The following is a 19462-nucleotide window of genomic DNA, read 5'->3' as shown; positions in this document are numbered from 1 at the left end:
GGTTGCTCAAAAACTTGCAGGCTTGCCCGCCAATTGCTCGACTATCTGGCCATCGAGCAATTGGACGGTACGGCCGGCTCGCTCTGCATAGCGCGGATCGTGGGTGACCATACAGATCGTGGCACCGCCTGCGTGCAGCTCATCTAATAGGCCCATCACCGACTCGCCCATCCCCGAATCGAGGTTGCCCGTCGGTTCGTCCGCCAATAAAATCGCCGGTCGTCCCGCCAGCGCCCGTGCCACCGCCACCCGCTGCTGCTGGCCGCCCGAGAGTTGGGCCGGGTAGTGCCTGCGGCGATGAAAAAGACCGACGCGCTCAAGCGCCTCCTCGACCCGCTTTTCGCGCTCGCAGGCCGGTAGACCCCGATAGGTGAGGGGAAGAACGACATTTTCGGCAACCGTCAGATCGCCAATCAGATTGAATGCCTGGAAGATAAAGCCGATCTGGCGGTTGCGCAGCCGCGAGCGCTCAAGGGCCGTAAGCTGTGCCACTGGCTTGCCGTCGAGCCAGTATTCCCCACTGGTAGCCGTATCGAGCAGGCCGAGGATGGCAAGTAGCGATGATTTGCCGCAGCCGGAAGGACCGGAAATCGCCACGTACTCGCCCGATTGGATCTCTAGATCGACCCCGGCAAGGGCGTGGGTCTCGACCGCATCGCTGATGAAGACCTTTGAGACATTTTTTAGCTGAATCAACGGTTGCATCGCAGTCTCACCTTCGCACTCGACACAGAGGATGGCGGCGGAAACCTTCTGACTATTAAATTATTAATTACTATAGGACCAGCCTAGCGCCAGGGCTCCACTCCTGTCAACTAATTTTTTAATTACTTGTCTGTGGTGCGCCCGCCCCAAGGTGGGCACCGATCAGATAGAGCGATCCGGCGATCACGCTCAGGTATTCCCACGGGCCTGTGAGCGCTTCGCCGGTATTGCTCGCTTCTCTGGCCTCGATGCCCAGCGAACGGGCCATAGCGACCAGTTCTGCAGGCGGATAACTGTCGCTATCGGGAACAGGCACTGCGAGCAGACGATCACCGGGACGCAGAAGGGCGGTGAGCATCGAGCGGGCGTCCTTGCTTTTTAGAATGCCGACGATCCAGCGGACCGGTTCACCGGGGCGGATGGCATCGAGGTAGTGGCGCAGGTGAACGGCTGCCTGGGGATTATGGGCACCGTCGAGTAACAGCTGCTCTTGCTGCCACTGGTAACGGCCAGGCCAGTGGGTGCGGGCCAGACCCTGCCGCAGGGCTTGCTCGCCGATCGCCAGGCCGCGCTGGGTTAAAACCCGGCAGACGGCCAGGGCGGTGGCGCTATTTTGGAGCTGCACGGCCCCGGCAAGAGGTAGCCGATAGCGAAAGCCCTCCCACACCGCCTCGCCCGGTGCCGCCTCCTGCGCCGGATGGGCGACGGTGACGGGCACAGCGAGGGCTGCCGCGCGTTCGCAGATCACCCGTTCGGCCTCCGGTTCCACCGGTGCGCAGACCAGCGGCACCCCTGGCCGCAGGATTCCGGCTTTTTCGGCAGCAATGGCAGCGGCGGTATCGCCCAGTTGGGCACAGTGATCGAGGCCAATGCCAGTGATGACGCTCACCAGCGGTCGATCGAAGACGTTGGTGGCATCGAGGCGTCCTCCGAGCCCCACCTCGACAACCGCCACCTGGACCTTCGCGCGCGCAAAGTGCAGCAGGGCTGCCGCCGTCATCACTTCAAACTGGGTTGGCGGGCCGAGCGCGTCCGCCAGCAGAGCGGTGGCTGCTTGAACTTCGCTCAGGCAGGCATCCAGTGGTCCATCTTCGATCCAGTGGCCATCGAGCCAGATGCGCTCGTTCCAGCGCACCAAATGGGGCGAGGTGTAGCGTCCTGTGCGGAGACCCGCCGCCTGCAAAATCGCGCTCAAGTAGGCGCAGACCGACCCCTTGCCGTTCGTACCCGCGACGTGGATCACCTCAAAGGCATTCTGGGGATTGCCGAGCGCGTCCAGCAGCGCCCGGATGCGCTCCAGACCCAGGTGAATGCCAAAAATCTGCAGACTATCGAGGTAGGGCTGGTCGATCACGGTCGGTACCAGGCAGGGGCGGTCTTCTTCCAATCTAAAGGCTGCGTCCTGAGCGCACCGACAAACCGCCGCCGGGTCAAAAGAAAATACCCCAGCCATGAGCCGATCGTTTGCCCAATTTCGTTTTCTTTATTGAGGGCGACCGCTTCTTTCCCCCCAGCCTGCTATACCGTCGCCCTCTATCTACTTGAAATCGCTTTTTTCGCGTCTCGCATGAAAATGACACTACTGTGTTCAGACACATTGCTGCCAGAAGTGGCGATAGGCTTGTTAGGACAACTCGAAAGAAATCTTCACAACAATGACAGGAATCCAGTGATTCTTCTCGTCCGCGAGCAGGCGTGATTGTATTTGCGGCAGGGCCGTAGAGCGATTGCATGTATGATGATGGGTACCCTTTCGACTTTCGGTCCTGACATACTTATCACGGCTATCTGGCCGCAATTGGCTGTTGATCTCGCGTATTGCTTGCTGTTCGGTACCAGTGCCTGCGTAATTCAAGCTGCAATGGGTGATGAGGTCCGCCTGCAGATGAATACCCACGATGTAACGGTGCTTCTCAACCAGTGGAGCGACGGCGACCAGGAGGCGCTAGCAGCGCTGACCCCGCTTGTCTACCGGGAACTGCACACTCTGGCAGCCCGCTATCTGCGCTCCCAGGCTGCCGGCCACACCCTGCAGCCAACGGCCCTGGTCAACGAAGCCTATCTGAAACTGGTCGCCCCCAGGCAGGTGCCCACCTGGCAGAACCGGGCTCACTTTCTGGCGGTGGCGGCCCGGACGATGCGCTGCATCCTCGTCGATCACGCTCGCTCCCGCCACGCTCTCAAGCGCGGCGGTCAGGCGATCAAAGTCTCGCTCGATCGCCTGGGCAGTCTTCCTGCCGGTGAGCAAGATGAGCAACTGCTCGCCCTCGACGAGGCGCTGATTCGGCTGGCGGAGCTGAGCGCGGTCCAGGCTCGCATCGTCGAGATGCGCTATTTTGGCGGGATGACGATCGAGCAGACCGCTGCCGCCCTCGGTAGTTCACCGGCGACGATCAAGCGCCAGTGGACTCTTGCTCGCCTGTTCTTAAGGGCGCAGATGGGGGCTTGAGCTGTGGATCAAAGGCAGTGGCAAAAGGTCGAAGTCGTCTTCGAGGCCGCCCTCCAGTGTGCCCGGAGCGATCGCACTGCTTTTGTCGTCTCGGCGTGCGCGGGCGACGAGCAACTGCAGCAGGCCGTCCAGGCAGCGCTTCACCTCTACGAGCAGGAAGACGGCTTTCTCGATGCTCCTATCCTGCCCCTTCAAATCGAGAGCTATCTGGATGCACCCGAAAATGCCGGGGAGATCGTGATTTCAAAGACGGAGTCCATCGACGGTGCGATAGGTTCCTATCGCCTGCTCCGCACGATCGGCCAGGGAGGCATGGGGACGGTCTATCTGGCCGAGCGCTCCGACCAGCAATTTCAAAGACAGGTAGCGGTCAAACTGATCGCAAAAGAACTGAACAGCGATCTGCTCACCCGCCGCTTCTATATCGAGCGGCAGATCCTCGCCGACCTCGACCACCCGAATATCGCCCGGCTCTTAGACGGCGGCACGACTGCCGACGGTCGCCCCTACCTCATCATGGATTACATCCGGGGGTTGCCCATCGATCAGTACTGCAGCCGCGCCCAACTCGGCATTCGTGAACGGCTGGAACTTTTTTTGGGCGTCTGTTCGGCTGTGCAGTACGCCCACAGCCACCACGTCATCCACCGCGACATCAAGCCGAGCAACATCCTTGTCACCGAGCAGGGGGTGCCCAAGTTGCTCGACTTCGGCATCGCCAAAATCCTCACCCCCGATCCAAAAGCCGCCGACCTCACCCAGACTGCGATGCGGGTGCTGACGCCCAACTACGCGAGTCCCGAGCAGATTCGCGGCGAAGCGGTCACTACCGCGAGCGACGTCTACATGCTGGGGGTCGTCCTCTACGAGCTGTTGACTGGCCAGCGCCCCTTCGAGATCAAAAATTCTTCGCTCCAGGCGCTGGAGCGGCTCGTCTGCGAGACCCAGCCGGAGTTGCCGAGCAAAGCCGTGCTGCAGATTCAGGCAATAGCCCCGGCGGAGAGCAGTCAGACGCTCACTGCCGAATTGCGTCGGCGTAGTGCCCTGTTGGCGGGCGATCTTGACACAATCTTGCTCAAAGCTCTGCGCAAGGAACCCGATCGCCGCTACAGCTCAGTTGCCGAGTTTGCCCAGGATATCCGGCGGCACCTCGACGGTCTGCCGGTGCTGGCCCGCAAGGATTCGCTGCTGTATCGCAGCTCCAAGTTATTGCGCCGCTACCGCGAATCGCTGAGTGTGGCAGCGCTGGCCGCTATGCTCACAGCGGGCGTCTGGGTCTATCAGCACAGCTTTTCCCCGACAGCACCATTTCAAACCCTCTCAGGCAAATCCGTCGCTGTCCTGCCTTTTGAGAATACCGGCAGCGATCCAAATAATCGCTACTTCAGCGATGGCATCGCCACCGACATCACCACCGAACTGGGCAAGATCGCCGAGCTGACCGTCATCTCCAGCAATGTCGCCCAGTACTACAAAAACAGCAACAAGAGCCTGCGCGAGATCGCCCAGGAACTGGGAGTCAGTGCGATCGTCACCGGCGATGCCCGCCTTGAAGGTGGGCGGGTTCACATCGTCGCTCAGCTGATCAATCCCCAAACCGAGGCGCAGCTCTGGGCAGAGCACTACGACCGCAAATTCAGCGATATCTTCACGATCCAGGCGGACATCGCGAGCCAGATCGCAAGTACTCTGCAAGTAAAACTGTCTCCTCAGGAGCGCTCGCGCCTCGGGCAGATACCACCTGATGACCTGACTGCCTATAACTACTTCCTGCAAGGCAACGCCTATCGCCGTCGCAATACCAGAAAATATACTGAGCTGGCCATCGATCTCTACAAGCGCGCCCTGCAAAGAGATCCTGAGTACGCCCGTGCCTACGATGGCCTCGCTGCCGCCTATGTTCAAAAAACACAGGCTTTCGGTGACTCTCCAGCGTGGCTGAATACGGCGATTGCCGTCAGTCGCAAAGCGCTCAACCTCGATCCTGACTCCCCCCATGCTCGTAATTCCCTGGGCGAAGCCTACGATGCCAAAGGACAACTGCATCGGGCAGCAGCCGAGTATCGGCGTATCATCGCATCGAATCCAAATTATTATCCTGCGATCGGTAACCTCGCCGGTGTAGAGCGGGACACAGGCCACCTTGACTCTGCAATGCACCTGTACAAAAAGAGACTCTCGATCAATCCTGCTACCGCCGATGCCTACGATGACATTGGCTTTGTCTACTGGCTCCTTGGAGAAGATGAAAAAGCGAAGCAATGGCTGAACAAGGCCCTCAGCTTTCAGCCTGATTACAGCTATTCTTTGTATACACTGAGCGTCCTGTACTTGTTGCAGGGAGAAAACAAGCAGGCGCAACAGATGGTGAATAGCTTGCTGGAGTCAAATTCACGAGAACCAATGGCATTAGACAGTGCCGGGTACATCGAATACATCCAGGGGCACTGGCCGCAGGCTGATGGGTACTTGAAAAAGCTTATCGACGATATCGATCCCCAATTACCCTTTTTTATCTCTCAGTTGCAACCAACAACTCAGCTGAGCTACATTGCACTTCAGCAGGGACAGCAGTTACGTTCTAGAGAGCTATTAGGGCGCAGCCTTCGACTCGACGAGCAGCGGATTGCCGCTGGCGACGAGAACTTTAAAATTCGTCTTGATCTTGCCGCTATTTATGCCATCAAAAGAGAAAAGGCAAAGGCGCAATACTGGCTCGATGCAGCGATTCACTCTGGCTTTCGCAACTACCGCTGGTTGACGAAAGAGCCGATCTTCAAAGATGTACTCAAAGATCCTGAGTCTCAAGCTATAGTGGCTACTCTCAAGGCTCAGGTCAATGCCATGCGCTTGCAAGTCATGCGGGAAGACAAGGAAAGTTCTCGTTTTCAGTAAGGAGTGCTCACGGGTGGAAACACAATCTCTAACCATCGACATGCTTTGTGATGCTCTGATAAAAGATGAGCGAGTGATCACAGACCAGGAACGGCAGCTATTGGCCAGTATTTTTCAGCACATAAAATCCCATGAAACACCTTCTGCAGAATTAGAAGCGGCGATTGCCGAAAGACTTGCCGGTGCTGTGGGGAATGTTATCGGCCAGCGTATGGCTAGAGTGTTTGGCGATGCGGTGGTGCGTCGTCTTGTGGATACCCAGATGAACACTCAAGCAGCCCGTGTCGATGCACAAGAACCTGGTCTTCCCGGCGTGCCGATGCGCATTCATCCACCCGATGCTCTTCCTGGTGTGCCGATGCGCATTCATCCACCCGATGCTCTTCCTGGTGTGCCGATGCGCATTCATCCACCCGATACGACAAGTACTCGAAAAAGCAGAGAACCGCTCATTGGCCAACAGACTCCCAACGGTCAGCGTTCTGTTAACAGTGCAACCATACGGGGTACGCAGGTTGCAGTCTTTGAAGAGTTTTTATCCAAGGAGGAGTTGACTGGGCTGATCGAATTTGCCCTCGCTCACGAGGCTCACTTTCAAGCCAGCCGGGTACTCGTGCCAGGCAGCGGTACGAACAACCTCGATTTTAGCCAGCGGCGCTCCCGCGTCTTCTTCGATCTAGAAAGGTACTCCACGCTTTTTACTCAGCGCATTCTTTCTTATTGGCCGAGAATTGCTGAGAAGCTCGAATATACACCATTTGAAATCGCAGAAGTCGAGCCGCAGATGACGGCGAGCAACGATGGCGATTTTTTTGGCAAGCACACCGATTCAACCCACGAGTTGAGCCGCACCAGGGAGATCACCTTTATCTATTTCTTCCACCGCGAACCGGTTGCTTTCACTGGTGGAGAGCTGCGAATCTACGACACGTCCTTCGAGAACGGGTGTTCTGGAGCCAGCTCCTTTAAGGGCATCATCCCCCAACAAAACCAGATTGTCTTTTTCCCAGGCCGACTGGTACACGAGATCCTGCCGGTGCATTGCCCCTCGAAGGCGTTTGCCGATAGCCGCTTCACCATCAACGGCTGGTTGCATCGATGAGCACCCTCACCTTTAGTTGGCTCACCGGCGCGCTGCAGGCTGCCCCAGCCAAAAGACCCGCGCCGGATCGTTTTTATTGCCTGCTCGATGAGCAGCCAGACTTCCTGGTGCCTGCCAGATTCGTGCCAGTCGATGCAACTGAGACTGTTTCACTGGTGGTCAACCCGTCCTGCCAATTTCTACCAGCCGGTCAATGGCCCGAGCAGATCGCGAGTATTCCACCGGCTTTCCTTGACACCTGGCCGACGGTCTGGCTGAACGATCCGGCTACGCAGGTCCAGATGCCGTTCTGGTATGGCTCCAGGCTTGCTGCGGTCTTCTCGCAGTTACAACCCGGTGCAGAGGAACCAGCAGGTCTCACACCTTCTATGCGCTCGCTCCTGCGATGGGCAGGAGTGCTGCGGGCTAAAGAGGATGTGGCAATCGGGCGTCGAGTCTGGGAGCAAAAGCTTGGGCTGGCTGGTGAACAATTCAAGGAAGGCTGGGTGCCCCTGGCGGGTCTGCTCCATCCTTTCTACCTGGGGGCATTGCGCCGGTACTACCGCTACCTGCACCGCAAGGACAGACTGCAACCGAGAGTTGATGGCGACTATCGCTTCTATAGTCTTCACAACGAGCCGGTCGTTCACTTCTTTCACCATCAACTCACTGCAGTCGTGAGTGCCGTCGCCGGGCGTCCCCTCAAGCCTTCCTACGTGTTCAGCCTCTGCTATCCGGGGGGCGTCGAGTTGCCCGAGCATTGTGACCGCGAGCAGTGCGAGTACACCCTTGCTCTCTGCCTTGACTTTGCACCGGAGCCGGAACTGGCCACCGGTTGGCCGCTGCATCTGCGAACCGAGAGGGAACTGGTGACGGTCTATCAGGCTCTGGGGGACGCACTGCTTTTTCGGGGCCGGGCGATTTCTCACTTCCGCAAGCGCCTGCCCCAGCACTGCACCTCGACATCGATTCTGTTTCACTACGTCGATTCGGACTTTGCCGGACCTCTCGATTGATGGGCCTGAGCCTCAAGCAGATCGTGAGCGGCGGCCAGAGCGGCGTCGATCGCGCGGCCCTCGATGCGGCCCGCGAACAAGGTATTGCGATCGGAGGGTGGTGTCCGGCTGGCCACTGGGCAGAAGACGGTCCGATCGCTGACGAATATCCCCTCAGGGAGACGCCGAGCACCGATCCGGCCCAGCGCACCGCCTGGAACGTCCGCGACTCGGACGGCACGCTGATCTTGACAATCGGCGCGCTCACCGGCGGCACTGCCCTTACCCGCCGCCTCTGCACCGAGTTGGGTAGACCCTGCCTGGTGATCGATCTATCGGACACTCCAGACCCGCATCAGGTGAGCGACTGGCTCGCCCGGCAGGCGATCAAAGTTCTCAACGTCGCCGGGCCGCGCCTGAGCAGCCGTCTTGATATCTACGAGCGGGCTCACACTTTTTTGCGCTCGTGTCTATCGGTTGTTGCGCCCGAATGAAGAGGATGAAATGCTAGGTTCGTGGAGACATTACCCCCATCCCTCTATGCCAAGGCGTCTTCTCGTCGTCGCTCTCAGTTGCATCGTTACCCTTATGACATTTCTCCCTGCCCAGGCCCAGGAGGCAACGCCGCCCGAGCGCACCCTGACGGTGACAGGACACGGAAGCGAGAGCGTTCCGTACACCGATGCGATCTTCAACCTCGGCGTGCAGGCCGACGGTTCCACCGCCGCCGAAGCCCAGGCGCAGTTGCGCACCCAGCTCAACCCCCTGGTCGATCGCCTCAAGCAGTTGCAGGTCCAGAAGCTGCGGACGACAAACGTACAGCTCTATCCGCGCTATAACAACCCCGTCAACCGCGAACCGGCGAAGGTGATCGGCTTTACGGCCAGCAGCAACCTGAGCTTTCAGGTGCCGATCGCCCAGGCGGGCAAAATTCTCGATTCCGCCGTCGGCAGCGGTGCGAACGTCGTGCAGAACCTGAGCTTCAGTGCCCCCGACGCCCAACTCGATGCGGCGCGCAGCGTCGCCCTCAGCCGGGCCGTCGCCGACGCCCAGGCCCAGGCGGATGCCGTGCTCAAAAGCCTCAACCTCACCGCCAGACAGGTGCGTTCGATTCAGGTAGGCGACACCAGTCGCCCGCCCCGACCGTTCGCCCTGGCCAAAACGCTCTCCGCCGACGCTTCGACGCCGATCGAGGGCGGCACCGCCCAGGTCGAAGCGGATGTTACCCTCCAGATCAGCTACTGAGGCTCAGGGCAGGCGCGCAGAGAGCTTCCAAACGGATTTAAGGACCACTGCTGGGGCTGAGGGTCGGCGAGGTGCCGTTGTTGTTGTTGACGGCGTTGAAGTTGACCACCGGTGCCGGCAGCCCCTGGTAGATGCCGGTGTTGGAGTAGCTGCCGTTTGGGGTGACGAGCAGACCGTTGACGAAGGTGCCGCCGGAGATAGGACCGCTGTAGGTGCCCCCCGGCAGCACCGGCCCGGCGTAGACCGGTACGGTCGTGGGTGTGGGCGTGGCGGGTACGGCGCTGCGACCGGTGGTGGAGGTGCCCGGTATCGTGACGAACGTGCTGGTGTTGGGAATATTGATCGTCGTCTGACTGGTCTGAGCGAGCAGGGGCAGGCCCGACAGGCAGCTACCTGCGCTCGCGGCGGCCAGAAACACCCGTATGCCTGCGGTTCTCGTCATCTTTCTCACTGCACCGGCTGGATTGTCCTTTATTATCACCGGTTGCCGCGCTGCCCTTTGTCAACCTTCCTTGAATCTTTTCGTTATTAACCCGACGCTATTGAGTTCATTCCCTGGAACTTCATAAACTAAACACTGCAGATCCGGGCATTCGCCTATATCGTCTAAATCGTCGGCGTTGATCGTAATTTTGCGCGGTGAGCCCCGGCGGTGAGTCCATCTGCTCACCCAAGCCCCCGATAGCTTCTTGAGGAGTGTCCTTCGATGAGAATTCGCAGCGCTGCGCTGCTGTTGGCGGTAAGCCTCAGCACGGCCTGGGCAGCCCATGCCCAGAATGCGCCCACCGGCCCAGACGCGACACCCACGGGCAGCGGAGCAGCCGACCTCGCTGGTCCCCCGGCTCAGGTGCAGAGGCCGCCGATCCCGGCCAACCCCGTCGAACTGCGGGTTCAGAACACCGTATCGCTCAGGCTGCGCGACGCGATCAACATCGCCCTCGCCAACAGTACCCAACTGCTGGCCGCCCGCTACGCCGTCGAGCAGGCTCTGGCGGGTAAATTTCAGGCCCAGGCGGGGCTGTACCCGACGATCAACCTCAACACCAGCTACACCTACAGCCAGCTGCCACAGAACACGATCCAGCGGGTGCTCATCAACCAGAGCACCGCGAACACCCCGACGTTCAATCCGAGCCAGTTCCAGCAGACAGGAACCGGCAGTGTCTTCTCCTCGCTCGGTGTGACCACCGGCAACGCCATCGTGACGGCAACCCCCGGCAGCAACCCCTTATCCCTCGCGCTCACGGGAGCCGTTCCTGCCGGCAGCGCCGTCGCAACTGTCAGCTCCGGCCAGGTGCCCGCCTTCAACAATGCCCAGGCCCAGGCCCTTGCCACCGCCTTTACGACGGCAACCTCCAGTTCAAATATCGGATCGCTCTTTCTATCGGAAAGTTCAGTGGTCCAGGGCTCGATCAACGTCAACTGGGTCGTCTATTCGAGCGGTCAGGTCGGCAGTGCGATCCTCGCTGCCGAGGAGAACCTGAAGGCGGCGACGCTCAATTACGAGACCACCCGCCAGAACGTGATCAACACGGTGATCGGCTCCTACTACGACCTGCAGACCGCCGACGGCAACGTCGAAATCGGCACCGCCTCCGTCAAGAGCGCCCAGGCCAGCCTCCGCGACGCCCAGGCTCAAGAGCGGGCCGGTACCGGCACCCACTTCGCCGTGCTCCAGGCCCAGGTGCAACTGGCCAACTCCGTCCAACAAAATCTCAACGCCCTCAACCAGCGCGTGGTCAACGAGCGCAACCTGGCCCGATTGCTCAACTACGACGATCCGACGGAGATCAAGGCGAATGAACCCATCGAGCAGGTGGGTGACTGGAAGCTGGGCCTCAACGAATCGATCCAGCGGGCTCTCACCCAGCGCACCGAGCTGGCCTACCAGGACACCCTGCGCCGCCAGGCCAAGGCCAACGAGGCTGTCAACTACGCCCAGTACGGTCCGCAGGTGAGTTTGTTCGCCACCGGTGCTTTCTACGACAATATGCTCGATCAGGTGGTCGGCATCTACACCGGCTACAGCGTCGGTGCCCAGATCCAGTGGCAACTGTTTGACGGCGGTGCTGCCTACGCCAACGCTGCCCAGTTCGTCGCCACTGCCCGCATCGCCGAGGTCAACTACCGCGACACCTACAACACCGTGCGCTACAGCGTCGAGACTTCGATCTCGACGCTTGAGACCGCAAGACAGCAGATCCAGACCGCCAACGACGCGGTGGTGAGCGCCACCGAAGCACTGCGGCTGGCCCGCCGCCGCTTTGAATCGGGCGTGGGCACCCAGACGGATGTGATCACCGCCGATCGTGACCTCACCCAGGCGCGGGTCAACCAGCTCACGGCGGTAATCGGCTACAACCGGGCTCTGGTCGCCATCCAGCGGGCCGTAGGCAGTCTCTAAAGCCAGTAAAAAAGCACCCGGATGGATTTACTTTCCGGGTGCTCTGGGTGTGACTTTTTAGTTGCCGATCAGGCGGTGGCCTTGCTGAGGCTGGCCTCGATCAACTGCTCGAGTTCTTCGGCGTCGACCGTCTCTTTTTGAACGAGCACCTCGGTCACCCGGTCCATCAGCTCGCGGTTGCGCTGCAGGATGCTCCGCGCCAGGTCGTAAGCCTGGTCGATGAGGTCGCGCACTTCTTTGTCGATCACAGCGGCTGTCTTTTCGGAGAAGTCGCGCTCGGTCATGATGTCGCGGCCCAGGAACATGCTGCCGCCCTGGCGGCCCAGGGCCACAGGACCGAGCTTGTCGCTCATGCCGTAGCGGGTGACCATGTTGCGGGCGACCTGGGCCACCTGCTGGAGGTCGTTGGAGGCTCCGGTCGTCACCTCCGCCTCGCCGTAGATCAACTCCTCGGCGATTCGGCCACCGAGGGCGACCGCCATCATGTTGATCATGTAGGAGCGGCTATAAAGGCCGGAATCAGCGCGCTCTTCGTCGGGCACAAACCAGGTGAGGCCACCGGCCATGCCACGGGGGATGATCGAAATCTTCTGGACCGGATCGTACTCGGGCAAAAGCGCACCGACCAGGGCGTGACCGACCTCGTGGTAGGCTACCAGCCGCTTGCGCTTTTCGGTCATCAGACGATTTTTCTTTTCGGGGCCGACCAGGACGCGATCGACGGCGTCGTTGACCTCGTCCATCGAGATCTCGGAGAGGTTGCGGCGGGCGGCGAGGATGGCGGCCTCGTTGAGCAGGTTCGCCAGATCCGCGCCGGTAAAGCCGGGGGTGCGACGGGCAATCTTCTCGAGGTCGATGTCCTTGCCCAGGGTCTTGCCGCGCGCGTGGACTTTGAGAATCTCCAGGCGGCCCTTGAAGTCGGGCCGATCGACGACCACCTGCCGATCGAAGCGACCGGGCCTGAGCAGGGCCGCGTCGAGGACGTCGGGGCGGTTGGTGGCGGCGATGATGATGATGCCAGTGTTGCCCTCGAAACCGTCCATCTCGACCAGTAACTGGTTGAGGGTCTGCTCGCGCTCGTCGTTGCCGCCACCGAGGCCGGCACCGCGCTGGCGGCCTACGGCATCGATTTCGTCGATAAATACGATGCAGGGGGCATTTTTCTTGGCCTGCTCGAAGAGATCGCGCACCCGGCTGGCACCGACGCCCACGAACATCTCGACAAATTCAGAACCAGAGATCGAGAAGAACGGTACCCCCGCCTCACCGGCCACTGCCTTGGCGAGCAGCGTCTTGCCGGTGCCGGGAGGACCGACGAGGAGCACGCCCTTGGGAATCTTGGCCCCGACCGCCGTAAAGCGATCGGCGTTCTTGAGAAAATCGACGACTTCCTGCAGCTCAAGCTTCGCTTCTTCGACGCCCGCAACGTCGGTGAAGGTGGTCTTGGTCTGGGGCTCCATCTGCACGCGGGCCTTCGACTTGCCGAAGTTCATCGCCTGGTTGCCGGGACCGCCCTGGGCGCGGCGCAAAAGAAAGAACAGGCCGCCCAGAAGCAGCAGCGGGAAGAAGAAGGAGCTGAGGGCAGAGAAGAGGAAGTTGTTGCCGCTAGGCTGAATCGGCGTCGCCTCGACCCCCTTCTTCTGCATCAGATTCCAGAATTGCTTGTCGCCCGGAGGCAGGTTCACCCGCACCTTGGAGTCATCCTTGAGTACCACCTGGGCGGTCAGGTTCTCCTGATTGACCTGCACCTGCTTGACCTGGCCTTGATCCACCTGCTGCAGGAACTCGCTGTAGCGCAGTTCGGGCTGAGCCTGGGGCTGACCACTGAAAAAAGCGCTGGCAAGCGAGATGACGACGATCGCCAGCAGTACGTAAAGACCTGCATTGCGCCAGTTCTTGTTATTCACAGAACGGCTCCCTCCCGGACACGAGTGTTAAGTTTATTAACTAATTTTAAGCTAGGCCAACTGCGGGCATCCGTCAACAGCCGACTTCCCTCTATTATGGCTCAAAGCCGCTTTGGCAGCACATTCTAGCGACAAGCAAAAAGCGCCGCGTCTGCGGCGCTTTTTAGGAAGACGAAGTGGAATCGGCAGCGCTTAGAACAGTCCCAGGGTGAGGGACTTGCCGATGTCAGGAATCATCGCTCCGATGCCCAGATAGAAGGTGACCACTGCGCCAATCAAAAAGACGGCGGTGGCGATCGGGCGGCGGAACGGGTTCTGGAACTTGTTGACGTTCTCGATGAAAGGCACGAGCGCCAGGCCGAGCGGAATCGCGACCATCAAGACGACACCCAGAAGCTTGTTGGGCACCGTGCGCAGCATCTGGAAGACCGGGTAGAAGTACCACTCCGGCAGGATGTGCTTGGGTGTCAAGAACGGATCGGCAGGCTCGCCCATCTTGGCCGGGTCGAGGACGGCCAGGGCAACGATGCTTGCGATCGTACCGAAGATCACGACGCCAAAAATCAGGATGTCGTTGGGCCAGAAAGGCTCACCGTAGGTGTTGTGGCCCATGCCCTGTTCGAGCAGCTCGCGGATCTCAGGATCATCCAGTTCGGGACGCTTAATCGGCATCTCACTCTCTCCTTGTCTGGTAAATCCGGTTTGTGCTTACAGGGGACCGGAGATGCCCTGCTTGCGAATCATCAAGAAGTGCATCAACATAAAAACCACTGTCAGCCAGGGTAGCACAAAGGTGTGGGCGCTGTAGAAACGGGTGAGTGTCTCCTGGCCGACACCGGCACCGCCGCGCAGGAACTGCACGATCAGATCGCCTACGACCGGAATGGCCGAGGGCACCTGGGTGACGATCTTGACCGCCCAGTACCCTACTTGATCCCAGGGCAGCGAGTAGCCGGTCACACCGAAGCTGACCGTGAGGCAAGCGAGCAGAACACCCGTTACCCAGGTCAACTCGCGCGGGCGCTTGAAGCCGCCCGTCAGGTAGACCCGGCAGACGTGCAGGATCATCGCCAGCACCATCATCGAAGCCGACCAGCGATGGATCGAGCGAATCAGCCAGCCGAAGCTCACCTCGTTCATGATGTAGTTGACCGAGCTGAACGCCTCGGCCACCGTCGGCTTATAGTAGTAGGTCATCGCAAAGCCGGTGGCGAATTGGATCAAAAAGCAAATCAGCGTCACCCCGCCCAGGCAGTAGAAGATGTTCACGTGGGGAGGGACGTACTTGCTTGTGATGTCGTCCGCGAGCGCTTGAACTTCGAGGCGCTCCTGGAACCAGTCATACACCTTGCTCATGAAGCCGCAGTCCTTGCAATAAATTGCGCTTTACGCATGAATGTAACACCGACTCCAGAATACCATCCGTTCTCCTTTACAATACTTAATCGAAAGATGAAATTAACCGCCCGGGGCCATTACAGCGTTAAAGCGTTGCTGGATCTGGCGATCCACCGCGCCGGACCACCGCAGTCGATCCGCCAGATCGCCCTTCGTCAGAACATTTCTAAACATTTTCTTGAGCAATTACTCATTATTTTGCGACAAAACGGTTTCGTGGCTTCGGTGCGGGGAGTGCAGGGGGGCTATCTGCTCGCCCGGCCACCGGCGCAGATCAGCCTGGGGGCGATCCTCAGGGCCGTGGGCGATGGGATCGAGCCGTTGAGTCGGCAGTTGCGCGACGACGAGCAGGCGGAGGACTGGGTAACGTTTGCCCTCTGGGACCGGCTGCACCGCTCGGTGCTCGCTGCCCTCGATCAGGTGACGCTCGAAGATCTGTACTTTGATGCCCGCAGCTACCAGGCTGCCCAAAATAGCGATGGCCAGTTCATCGTCTAGAGCACAGGACTGAGGCTGCGCATGACGACGCCCTGGCCCACTGCCACCCCAAGGCGGCGCGCACAGTCGCCTCCCTCGAAGACCAGTTGGACAAAGCCGTGGCTTGCGATCTGTGCCTGCAGTCTGCCCCCCTGGGGATCGGCACCGGCAAGGGAAAAAAGAAAGTGATGGCCCAGGACGCGCACTTCCCAGAGCCGCTCGCCTACCCATTCGCCGGGAATGTTCGTAATCAAGTTGCCGAAGCGGTCGATTCTCTGGATCTGGCCGTGGATGCCGTCCGCCCGCCGATCGGCGAGGTTGACCTCAAAGCGCGCCAGCGACGCCGGGGCGATGGGCCTGCCAACCTGGCTGAGAGCTTTGCCGGCAGCGAGGGCGGCTGCCGCCGGGGCAAAGACATCGCGGCCTCGAAACAGGCGATTGGGCGGCGACTGGAGACCGGGCAACTCCACCGCCTCTAAAGCTGGTTCGAGATCGAGCACACCGTCGAACAGGCCATTGTCTGGGCCGACAAAAGCATATTGGGCGGTGCGAAAGGCCACCGCCCGACGGCCCAGCATCGCCCCCGGATCGACGATCGCCAGATGCACCGTCGCCTCCGGAAAGCTGCGGTAGGCCGTCATCAGCTCGAAGCGGGCCGCAAGCAGATCCTGCGGCTGGATCTGGTGGGTGAGGTCGATAAGTTGTACGCCCGGACACCCCTTCATGAGGGTGCCCTTGATGGCACCGACGGCACTGGTCTCCAGACCGTAGTCACTGAGGAGCGTGATTACAGCCATGATCTGTCCATTCTCCAGGATCGCTGTTTATTTACAGCGTAGAACCTACAGTGCCGATTGACCAGCCCGGCTCTGGGCGCGAATCAGGCGCTGTACGGCGGCGAGGGCACGGTTCGGTTCCCAGTTTTTTTGAGAGGGCGAGTGGTCGTAGGCGCGCTGTTCCTGTTCGATCATCTCGACATCCTGGCGCACCAGCCCGTCGAGCAGGCTCTGGGCGGAGCCGAAGAAGCTGTCTTTAACTAAGCGGCGAAAGGGCACCGGCAGTTTGTGCAGGTGATCGAACGCTTCGAGGGAGGTGAAGTGAACGAGGTAGGCGCGGGTAGTGCGCAATCCCGTGGGGCAGATCAGGCAATAGATCCGAAAATCGGCTCCCAGACTGGATCGCCAGTGGGGATAGATGTAGCTCACCTTGAGCGTCTCCGGGTGGGGCTGGCGCAGGGCCGGTATAAACAGTTGCGCCACCGACCAGATCCGATCGATGCGGTAGTAGCTCTCGGCGGTGTAGGTGGCGTCTATTTGCTCCGGTTGCTCGCTCAACGACTCAAGCTGAGCTTCGCCCCACGCCTGGAAGTTCTCGTGGAGGTGGCCGTGGTGCATGTCCATCAGGTTTTCGATGAGATACGAAAAATGGGCCCGGCAGTCGATGAGCGAGACGGTGGCGATGTAGTTAAGGTGCGACCATTCGGGAATGGCGAGGGGCAACCGGCTGTGGGCCTGCGCCGGATCGCCCGCAAAAATCCAGACAAAGCCGTCGCCCTCGCAGGCGGGGTAGGAGCGCACCCGGCAGCCTCTAGGAACCCCCTGCTGGTAGGGCGCGTAGGTGCAGATGCCCTGGCTGTCGAAGCGCCAGCCGTGGTAGGCGCACTCCAGTTCGTCTTTGAAAATGCGGCCACCGCTCAGTCTGACCTGCCGGTGGGGGCAGCGGTCCTCCAGGGCATGAACAGTGCCGCTCTGGCTGCGAAATAGAACGATCGCCCTGTCCCAGAGGGTGACTGCCAGGGGCTTGTGGGCCAGTTCGTGGCTCTGGGCGACGGCGTACCAGTGGTCGGGGTTGATGGGCAGCCTGCGAATGTCGTTCATCGCCTACGGATCCCACAGCCGGGTGAGGGGACGCAGGGCACCTTCCGGGTTGACCGTGTGCAGGGTCCGCCGCTGCAGCCCCTCTGATTGCAAGATGGCGTTGGCGGCAAGAAGGCCGGAACTCACCGCCCGCTCCATCAGGCCGCAGGGAAAGGGCATCTTTACCCAGTCACCGGCAAACAGCAGATTCGCCACCGCTGTCTTTGTCTCGGGGCGATCGGCGTAGCTGCCGGGGGGATAACCGGAGAAGTTTTTTTGATTGAGCAGTTCCCGGTGCAGGATGCGGGCGGTGCGCAGGGCAGGCACGATCTCGAACAGTTCTGCCTCGAAGGTGGCGAGCAGTCCCTCGCGGGTCGGAAATTCTTTTTCTTTGTAGCAGTAGGCGTGCAGTTCGACGACGCTGCCGCCGGTGCGCTTTGCCCACTCGATGTACTCGCGCTGGATGTGGTGGTAGAGGGTGATGCTGTCGGTGAGCCGGTAACCCGACAGCGAGGCAAAGTCGCTGTAGTGCCACTCGAAGTCGCGGTCGAACCAGAAGCGGGCGACTGCAAACGGGTCGGCGACCGGTAACTTGCGCACCTGATCGCGCACGGCCTCGTTGACATCGCCCGAACTGCGCTCAAATAGCTGTTGCATTCCCGGCACGTCCGCCGCCAGCACAAAGTAATCGGCCTCAAGCTCCACCGGTGTTGCCGCCGGTGCTTCGCTTGCCAGTTGCAGCCGCTCGCCGGTGGACGAAACGACCTTGAGGCGAGGCAGGTCCCGGCGGGCTGGTCCCTGCAAGACCCGCCCCTCGCTGTCGTAGGTGGCACCGTGGCAGGGGCAGCGAAACTGACCGTCCGGCAGGCGAGCCACCGTGCAGCCCTGGTGGGTACAGGTGAGGGAGACCGCCTGGCGGGCCGCCCCCCGCACGGCGAAGGACTGCTCGCCGTCCGTATAGTTCTGGTCGGGACCGGCGCTGTGGACGCGATCTGGCTCTACCCAGAAAGGAACTGTACCGGAGCTGCTGTTGCCCTGGCGGTAGGTGAGCGAAGCGATCCGGCCATTTTGCCAGCGGATGTGCTCGATCTGAGCACCCGCGACGATCGTGCCGCCGCAGCGCGTTATCGCCCGCGCCATCGGCTCGATCAAACTCGTGCCCATATCGGTGCGGGTGCCCTGAAAGGCAAGGCCCTCGGGGTTGCCAAAAAAATAAAAGTGAAAAAACTGGAGCATCTCCCCGACGCTCAGCAAATCCGGGGCGTTGAGGGTCGATTTGGCGAAGGGCAAAAAATAGAGATCGAACAGTCCCCTCGGAAAGCTGCCGGCTGCCCACTCGCTCACCGAAAAATCCTCCAGCGGCCTGCGGTTCTGCTGGGAGTGGAAGCTGGTGATCGCCTGGAAGACCTGCCAGTGGGCGGGGCTTACCAGGTTAAGGCCCCAGTCGGCCCGATTGGCCGATGCGATCGCCAGATCGACGATGTTCCACGGAAAGGCAGCACTGCTCGGGCGAAAAATTTCGGGGGCGTACTTGCGGCGGTAGAGAACCGCGTAGGTCTTGAGATCGCGAAAATTCCCCCCCAGTCCCAGTTCGGCCACCAGGCTCTTGAGGTTGTAGTACTGGGGGAAGAAGCCGTGAAAGCCGTGCTCCATCGTGAACTTTTCGCCCAGTACCTCGATAGGCCAGCTCACGAGCTTGCCACCCAGTTGGTCGGCGCGCTCGATGAGCGTCACTTGAAAGCCCCGACTCGTCAGCTCGTAGGCGCAGGCCAGTCCCGCCAGTCCACCGCCGACAACAGCGACCCGGCGCGGCCTGTCCAGCCGTCGGGGCAACTGAAGCCTGTCCTGCTCAAAGACTGCAGGCTGTGCCTTTGCGAAGCGCCACTGCAACAGACCGCCACCAGCTGCTGCTAATGTCAGCCAGCCGAGCAGGCGGCGACGGGAGAAGGTGCGCCACCGCAATCTGCTCGTAAGTGGGCCAGTTCGAGGTTCACGCACACGCACCTTTGAAGCTACGGTCCGAACTTACCCAGAGCACCGCTCACTTCGA

Annotated in this window: 17 protein-coding genes; 8 read left to right on the top strand and 9 right to left on the bottom strand. The window is 60.5% G+C overall.

What is annotated here, in order from left to right; translation table 11 throughout:
• Positions 1-6: 6 nt before the first annotated feature.
• Together GKIL_RS13585 and GKIL_RS13580 are read right to left on the bottom strand one after the other, a co-directional pair.
• A complete protein-coding gene (locus GKIL_RS13585) occupies positions 7-705 on the bottom strand; it encodes an ABC transporter ATP-binding protein (protein WP_023174231.1) in 699 nt (232 codons plus the stop codon).
• 118 nt (positions 706-823) lie between these two features.
• On the bottom strand, positions 824-2092 hold the full coding sequence (locus tag GKIL_RS13580; RefSeq protein WP_223173770.1) for a bifunctional folylpolyglutamate synthase/dihydrofolate synthase: 1269 nt from the start codon (positions 2090-2092) through the stop codon (positions 824-826).
• Positions 2093-2566: 474 nt separating this feature from the next.
• Here GKIL_RS13580 and GKIL_RS13575 point away from each other — a divergent pair, with 474 nt between their 5' ends.
• From GKIL_RS13575 to GKIL_RS13550, 6 genes are all read left to right on the top strand, one after another.
• A complete protein-coding gene (locus GKIL_RS13575) occupies positions 2567-3154 on the top strand; it encodes a sigma-70 family RNA polymerase sigma factor (RefSeq protein ID WP_245595852.1) in 588 nt (195 codons plus the stop codon).
• Between the two features lie 3 nt (positions 3155-3157).
• A complete protein-coding gene (locus GKIL_RS22755) occupies positions 3158-6049 on the top strand; it encodes a protein kinase domain-containing protein (RefSeq protein ID WP_023174228.1) in 2892 nt (963 codons plus the stop codon).
• A gap of 13 nt (positions 6050-6062) precedes the next feature.
• A complete protein-coding gene (locus GKIL_RS24230; protein ID WP_023174227.1) occupies positions 6063-7151 on the top strand; it encodes a 2OG-Fe(II) oxygenase in 1089 nt (362 codons plus the stop codon).
• Positions 7148-8146 (top strand): hypothetical protein, encoded by a 999-nt coding sequence (locus tag GKIL_RS13560; protein ID WP_023174226.1) that lies wholly within the window; start codon positions 7148-7150, stop codon positions 8144-8146. The genes GKIL_RS24230 and GKIL_RS13560 overlap by 4 nt, the downstream gene beginning before the upstream one ends.
• On the top strand, positions 8146-8619 hold the full coding sequence (locus GKIL_RS13555; RefSeq protein WP_023174225.1) for a putative molybdenum carrier protein: 474 nt from the start codon (positions 8146-8148) through the stop codon (positions 8617-8619). The genes GKIL_RS13560 and GKIL_RS13555 overlap by 1 nt, the downstream gene beginning before the upstream one ends.
• Positions 8620-8713: 94 nt before the next feature.
• Entirely contained in the window at positions 8714-9370 is a 657-nt protein-coding gene (locus GKIL_RS13550; protein WP_187293814.1) for an SIMPL domain-containing protein, read from the top strand.
• 37 nt (positions 9371-9407) lie between these two features.
• On the opposite strand, the gene GKIL_RS13545 is transcribed toward GKIL_RS13550, so the two are convergent.
• A complete protein-coding gene (locus GKIL_RS13545) occupies positions 9408-9812 on the bottom strand; it encodes a hypothetical protein (protein ID WP_023174223.1) in 405 nt (134 codons plus the stop codon).
• A gap of 264 nt (positions 9813-10076) precedes the next feature.
• On the opposite strand from GKIL_RS13545, the gene GKIL_RS22745 reads away from it, so the two are divergent.
• Positions 10077-11774, top strand: coding sequence for a TolC family protein (locus GKIL_RS22745; RefSeq protein ID WP_023174222.1), 1698 nt, complete (start codon positions 10077-10079; stop codon positions 11772-11774).
• Positions 11775-11842: 68 nt separating this feature from the next.
• Here the strand turns inward: GKIL_RS22745 and ftsH are convergent, their stop codons facing one another.
• From ftsH to petB, 3 genes are all read right to left on the bottom strand, one after another.
• Positions 11843-13681, bottom strand: coding sequence for an ATP-dependent zinc metalloprotease FtsH (gene ftsH / locus GKIL_RS13535; protein ID WP_023174221.1), 1839 nt, complete (start codon positions 13679-13681; stop codon positions 11843-11845).
• A gap of 192 nt (positions 13682-13873) precedes the next feature.
• Complete coding sequence (petD, locus tag GKIL_RS13530; protein WP_023174220.1) at positions 13874-14353, bottom strand: cytochrome b6-f complex subunit IV; 480 nt, start codon at positions 14351-14353, stop codon at positions 13874-13876.
• A 36-nt stretch (positions 14354-14389) separates the two neighbouring features.
• The gene (petB, locus tag GKIL_RS13525; protein WP_023174219.1) at positions 14390-15037 is read right to left on the bottom strand and encodes a cytochrome b6; all 648 of its coding nucleotides are present in this window, start codon (positions 15035-15037) and stop codon (positions 14390-14392) included.
• A 96-nt stretch (positions 15038-15133) separates the two neighbouring features.
• Between petB and GKIL_RS13520 the strand changes: the two genes are divergently transcribed.
• A complete protein-coding gene (locus GKIL_RS13520) occupies positions 15134-15577 on the top strand; it encodes an Rrf2 family transcriptional regulator (RefSeq protein WP_023174217.1) in 444 nt (147 codons plus the stop codon).
• Here GKIL_RS13520 and GKIL_RS13515 read toward each other — a convergent pair.
• The 3 genes from GKIL_RS13515 to GKIL_RS13505 are packed head-to-tail and all read right to left on the bottom strand — an operon-like array spanning position 15574 to position 19410.
• On the bottom strand, positions 15574-16353 hold the full coding sequence (locus GKIL_RS13515; RefSeq protein ID WP_023174216.1) for an SAM hydrolase/SAM-dependent halogenase family protein: 780 nt from the start codon (positions 16351-16353) through the stop codon (positions 15574-15576). The genes GKIL_RS13520 and GKIL_RS13515 overlap by 4 nt on opposite strands.
• Before the next feature lie 45 nt (positions 16354-16398).
• Positions 16399-17433 (bottom strand): aromatic ring-hydroxylating dioxygenase subunit alpha, encoded by a 1035-nt coding sequence (locus GKIL_RS13510; RefSeq protein ID WP_023174215.1) that lies wholly within the window; start codon positions 17431-17433, stop codon positions 16399-16401.
• Between the two features lie 3 nt (positions 17434-17436).
• Positions 17437-19410: an FAD-dependent oxidoreductase gene (locus GKIL_RS13505; RefSeq protein WP_023174213.1), complete on the bottom strand. Its 1974-nt coding sequence runs from the start codon at positions 19408-19410 to the stop codon at positions 17437-17439.
• Between the last annotated feature and the right edge of the window lie 52 nt (positions 19411-19462).

The sequence above is a fragment of the Gloeobacter kilaueensis JS1 genome (genome assembly GCF_000484535.1).
Classification (GTDB): domain Bacteria; phylum Cyanobacteriota; class Cyanobacteriia; order Gloeobacterales; family Gloeobacteraceae; genus Gloeobacter; species Gloeobacter kilaueensis.
The sequence above is the reverse complement of the archived record's forward strand: the minus strand, read 5'-3'. Positions and strand labels throughout refer to the sequence as shown.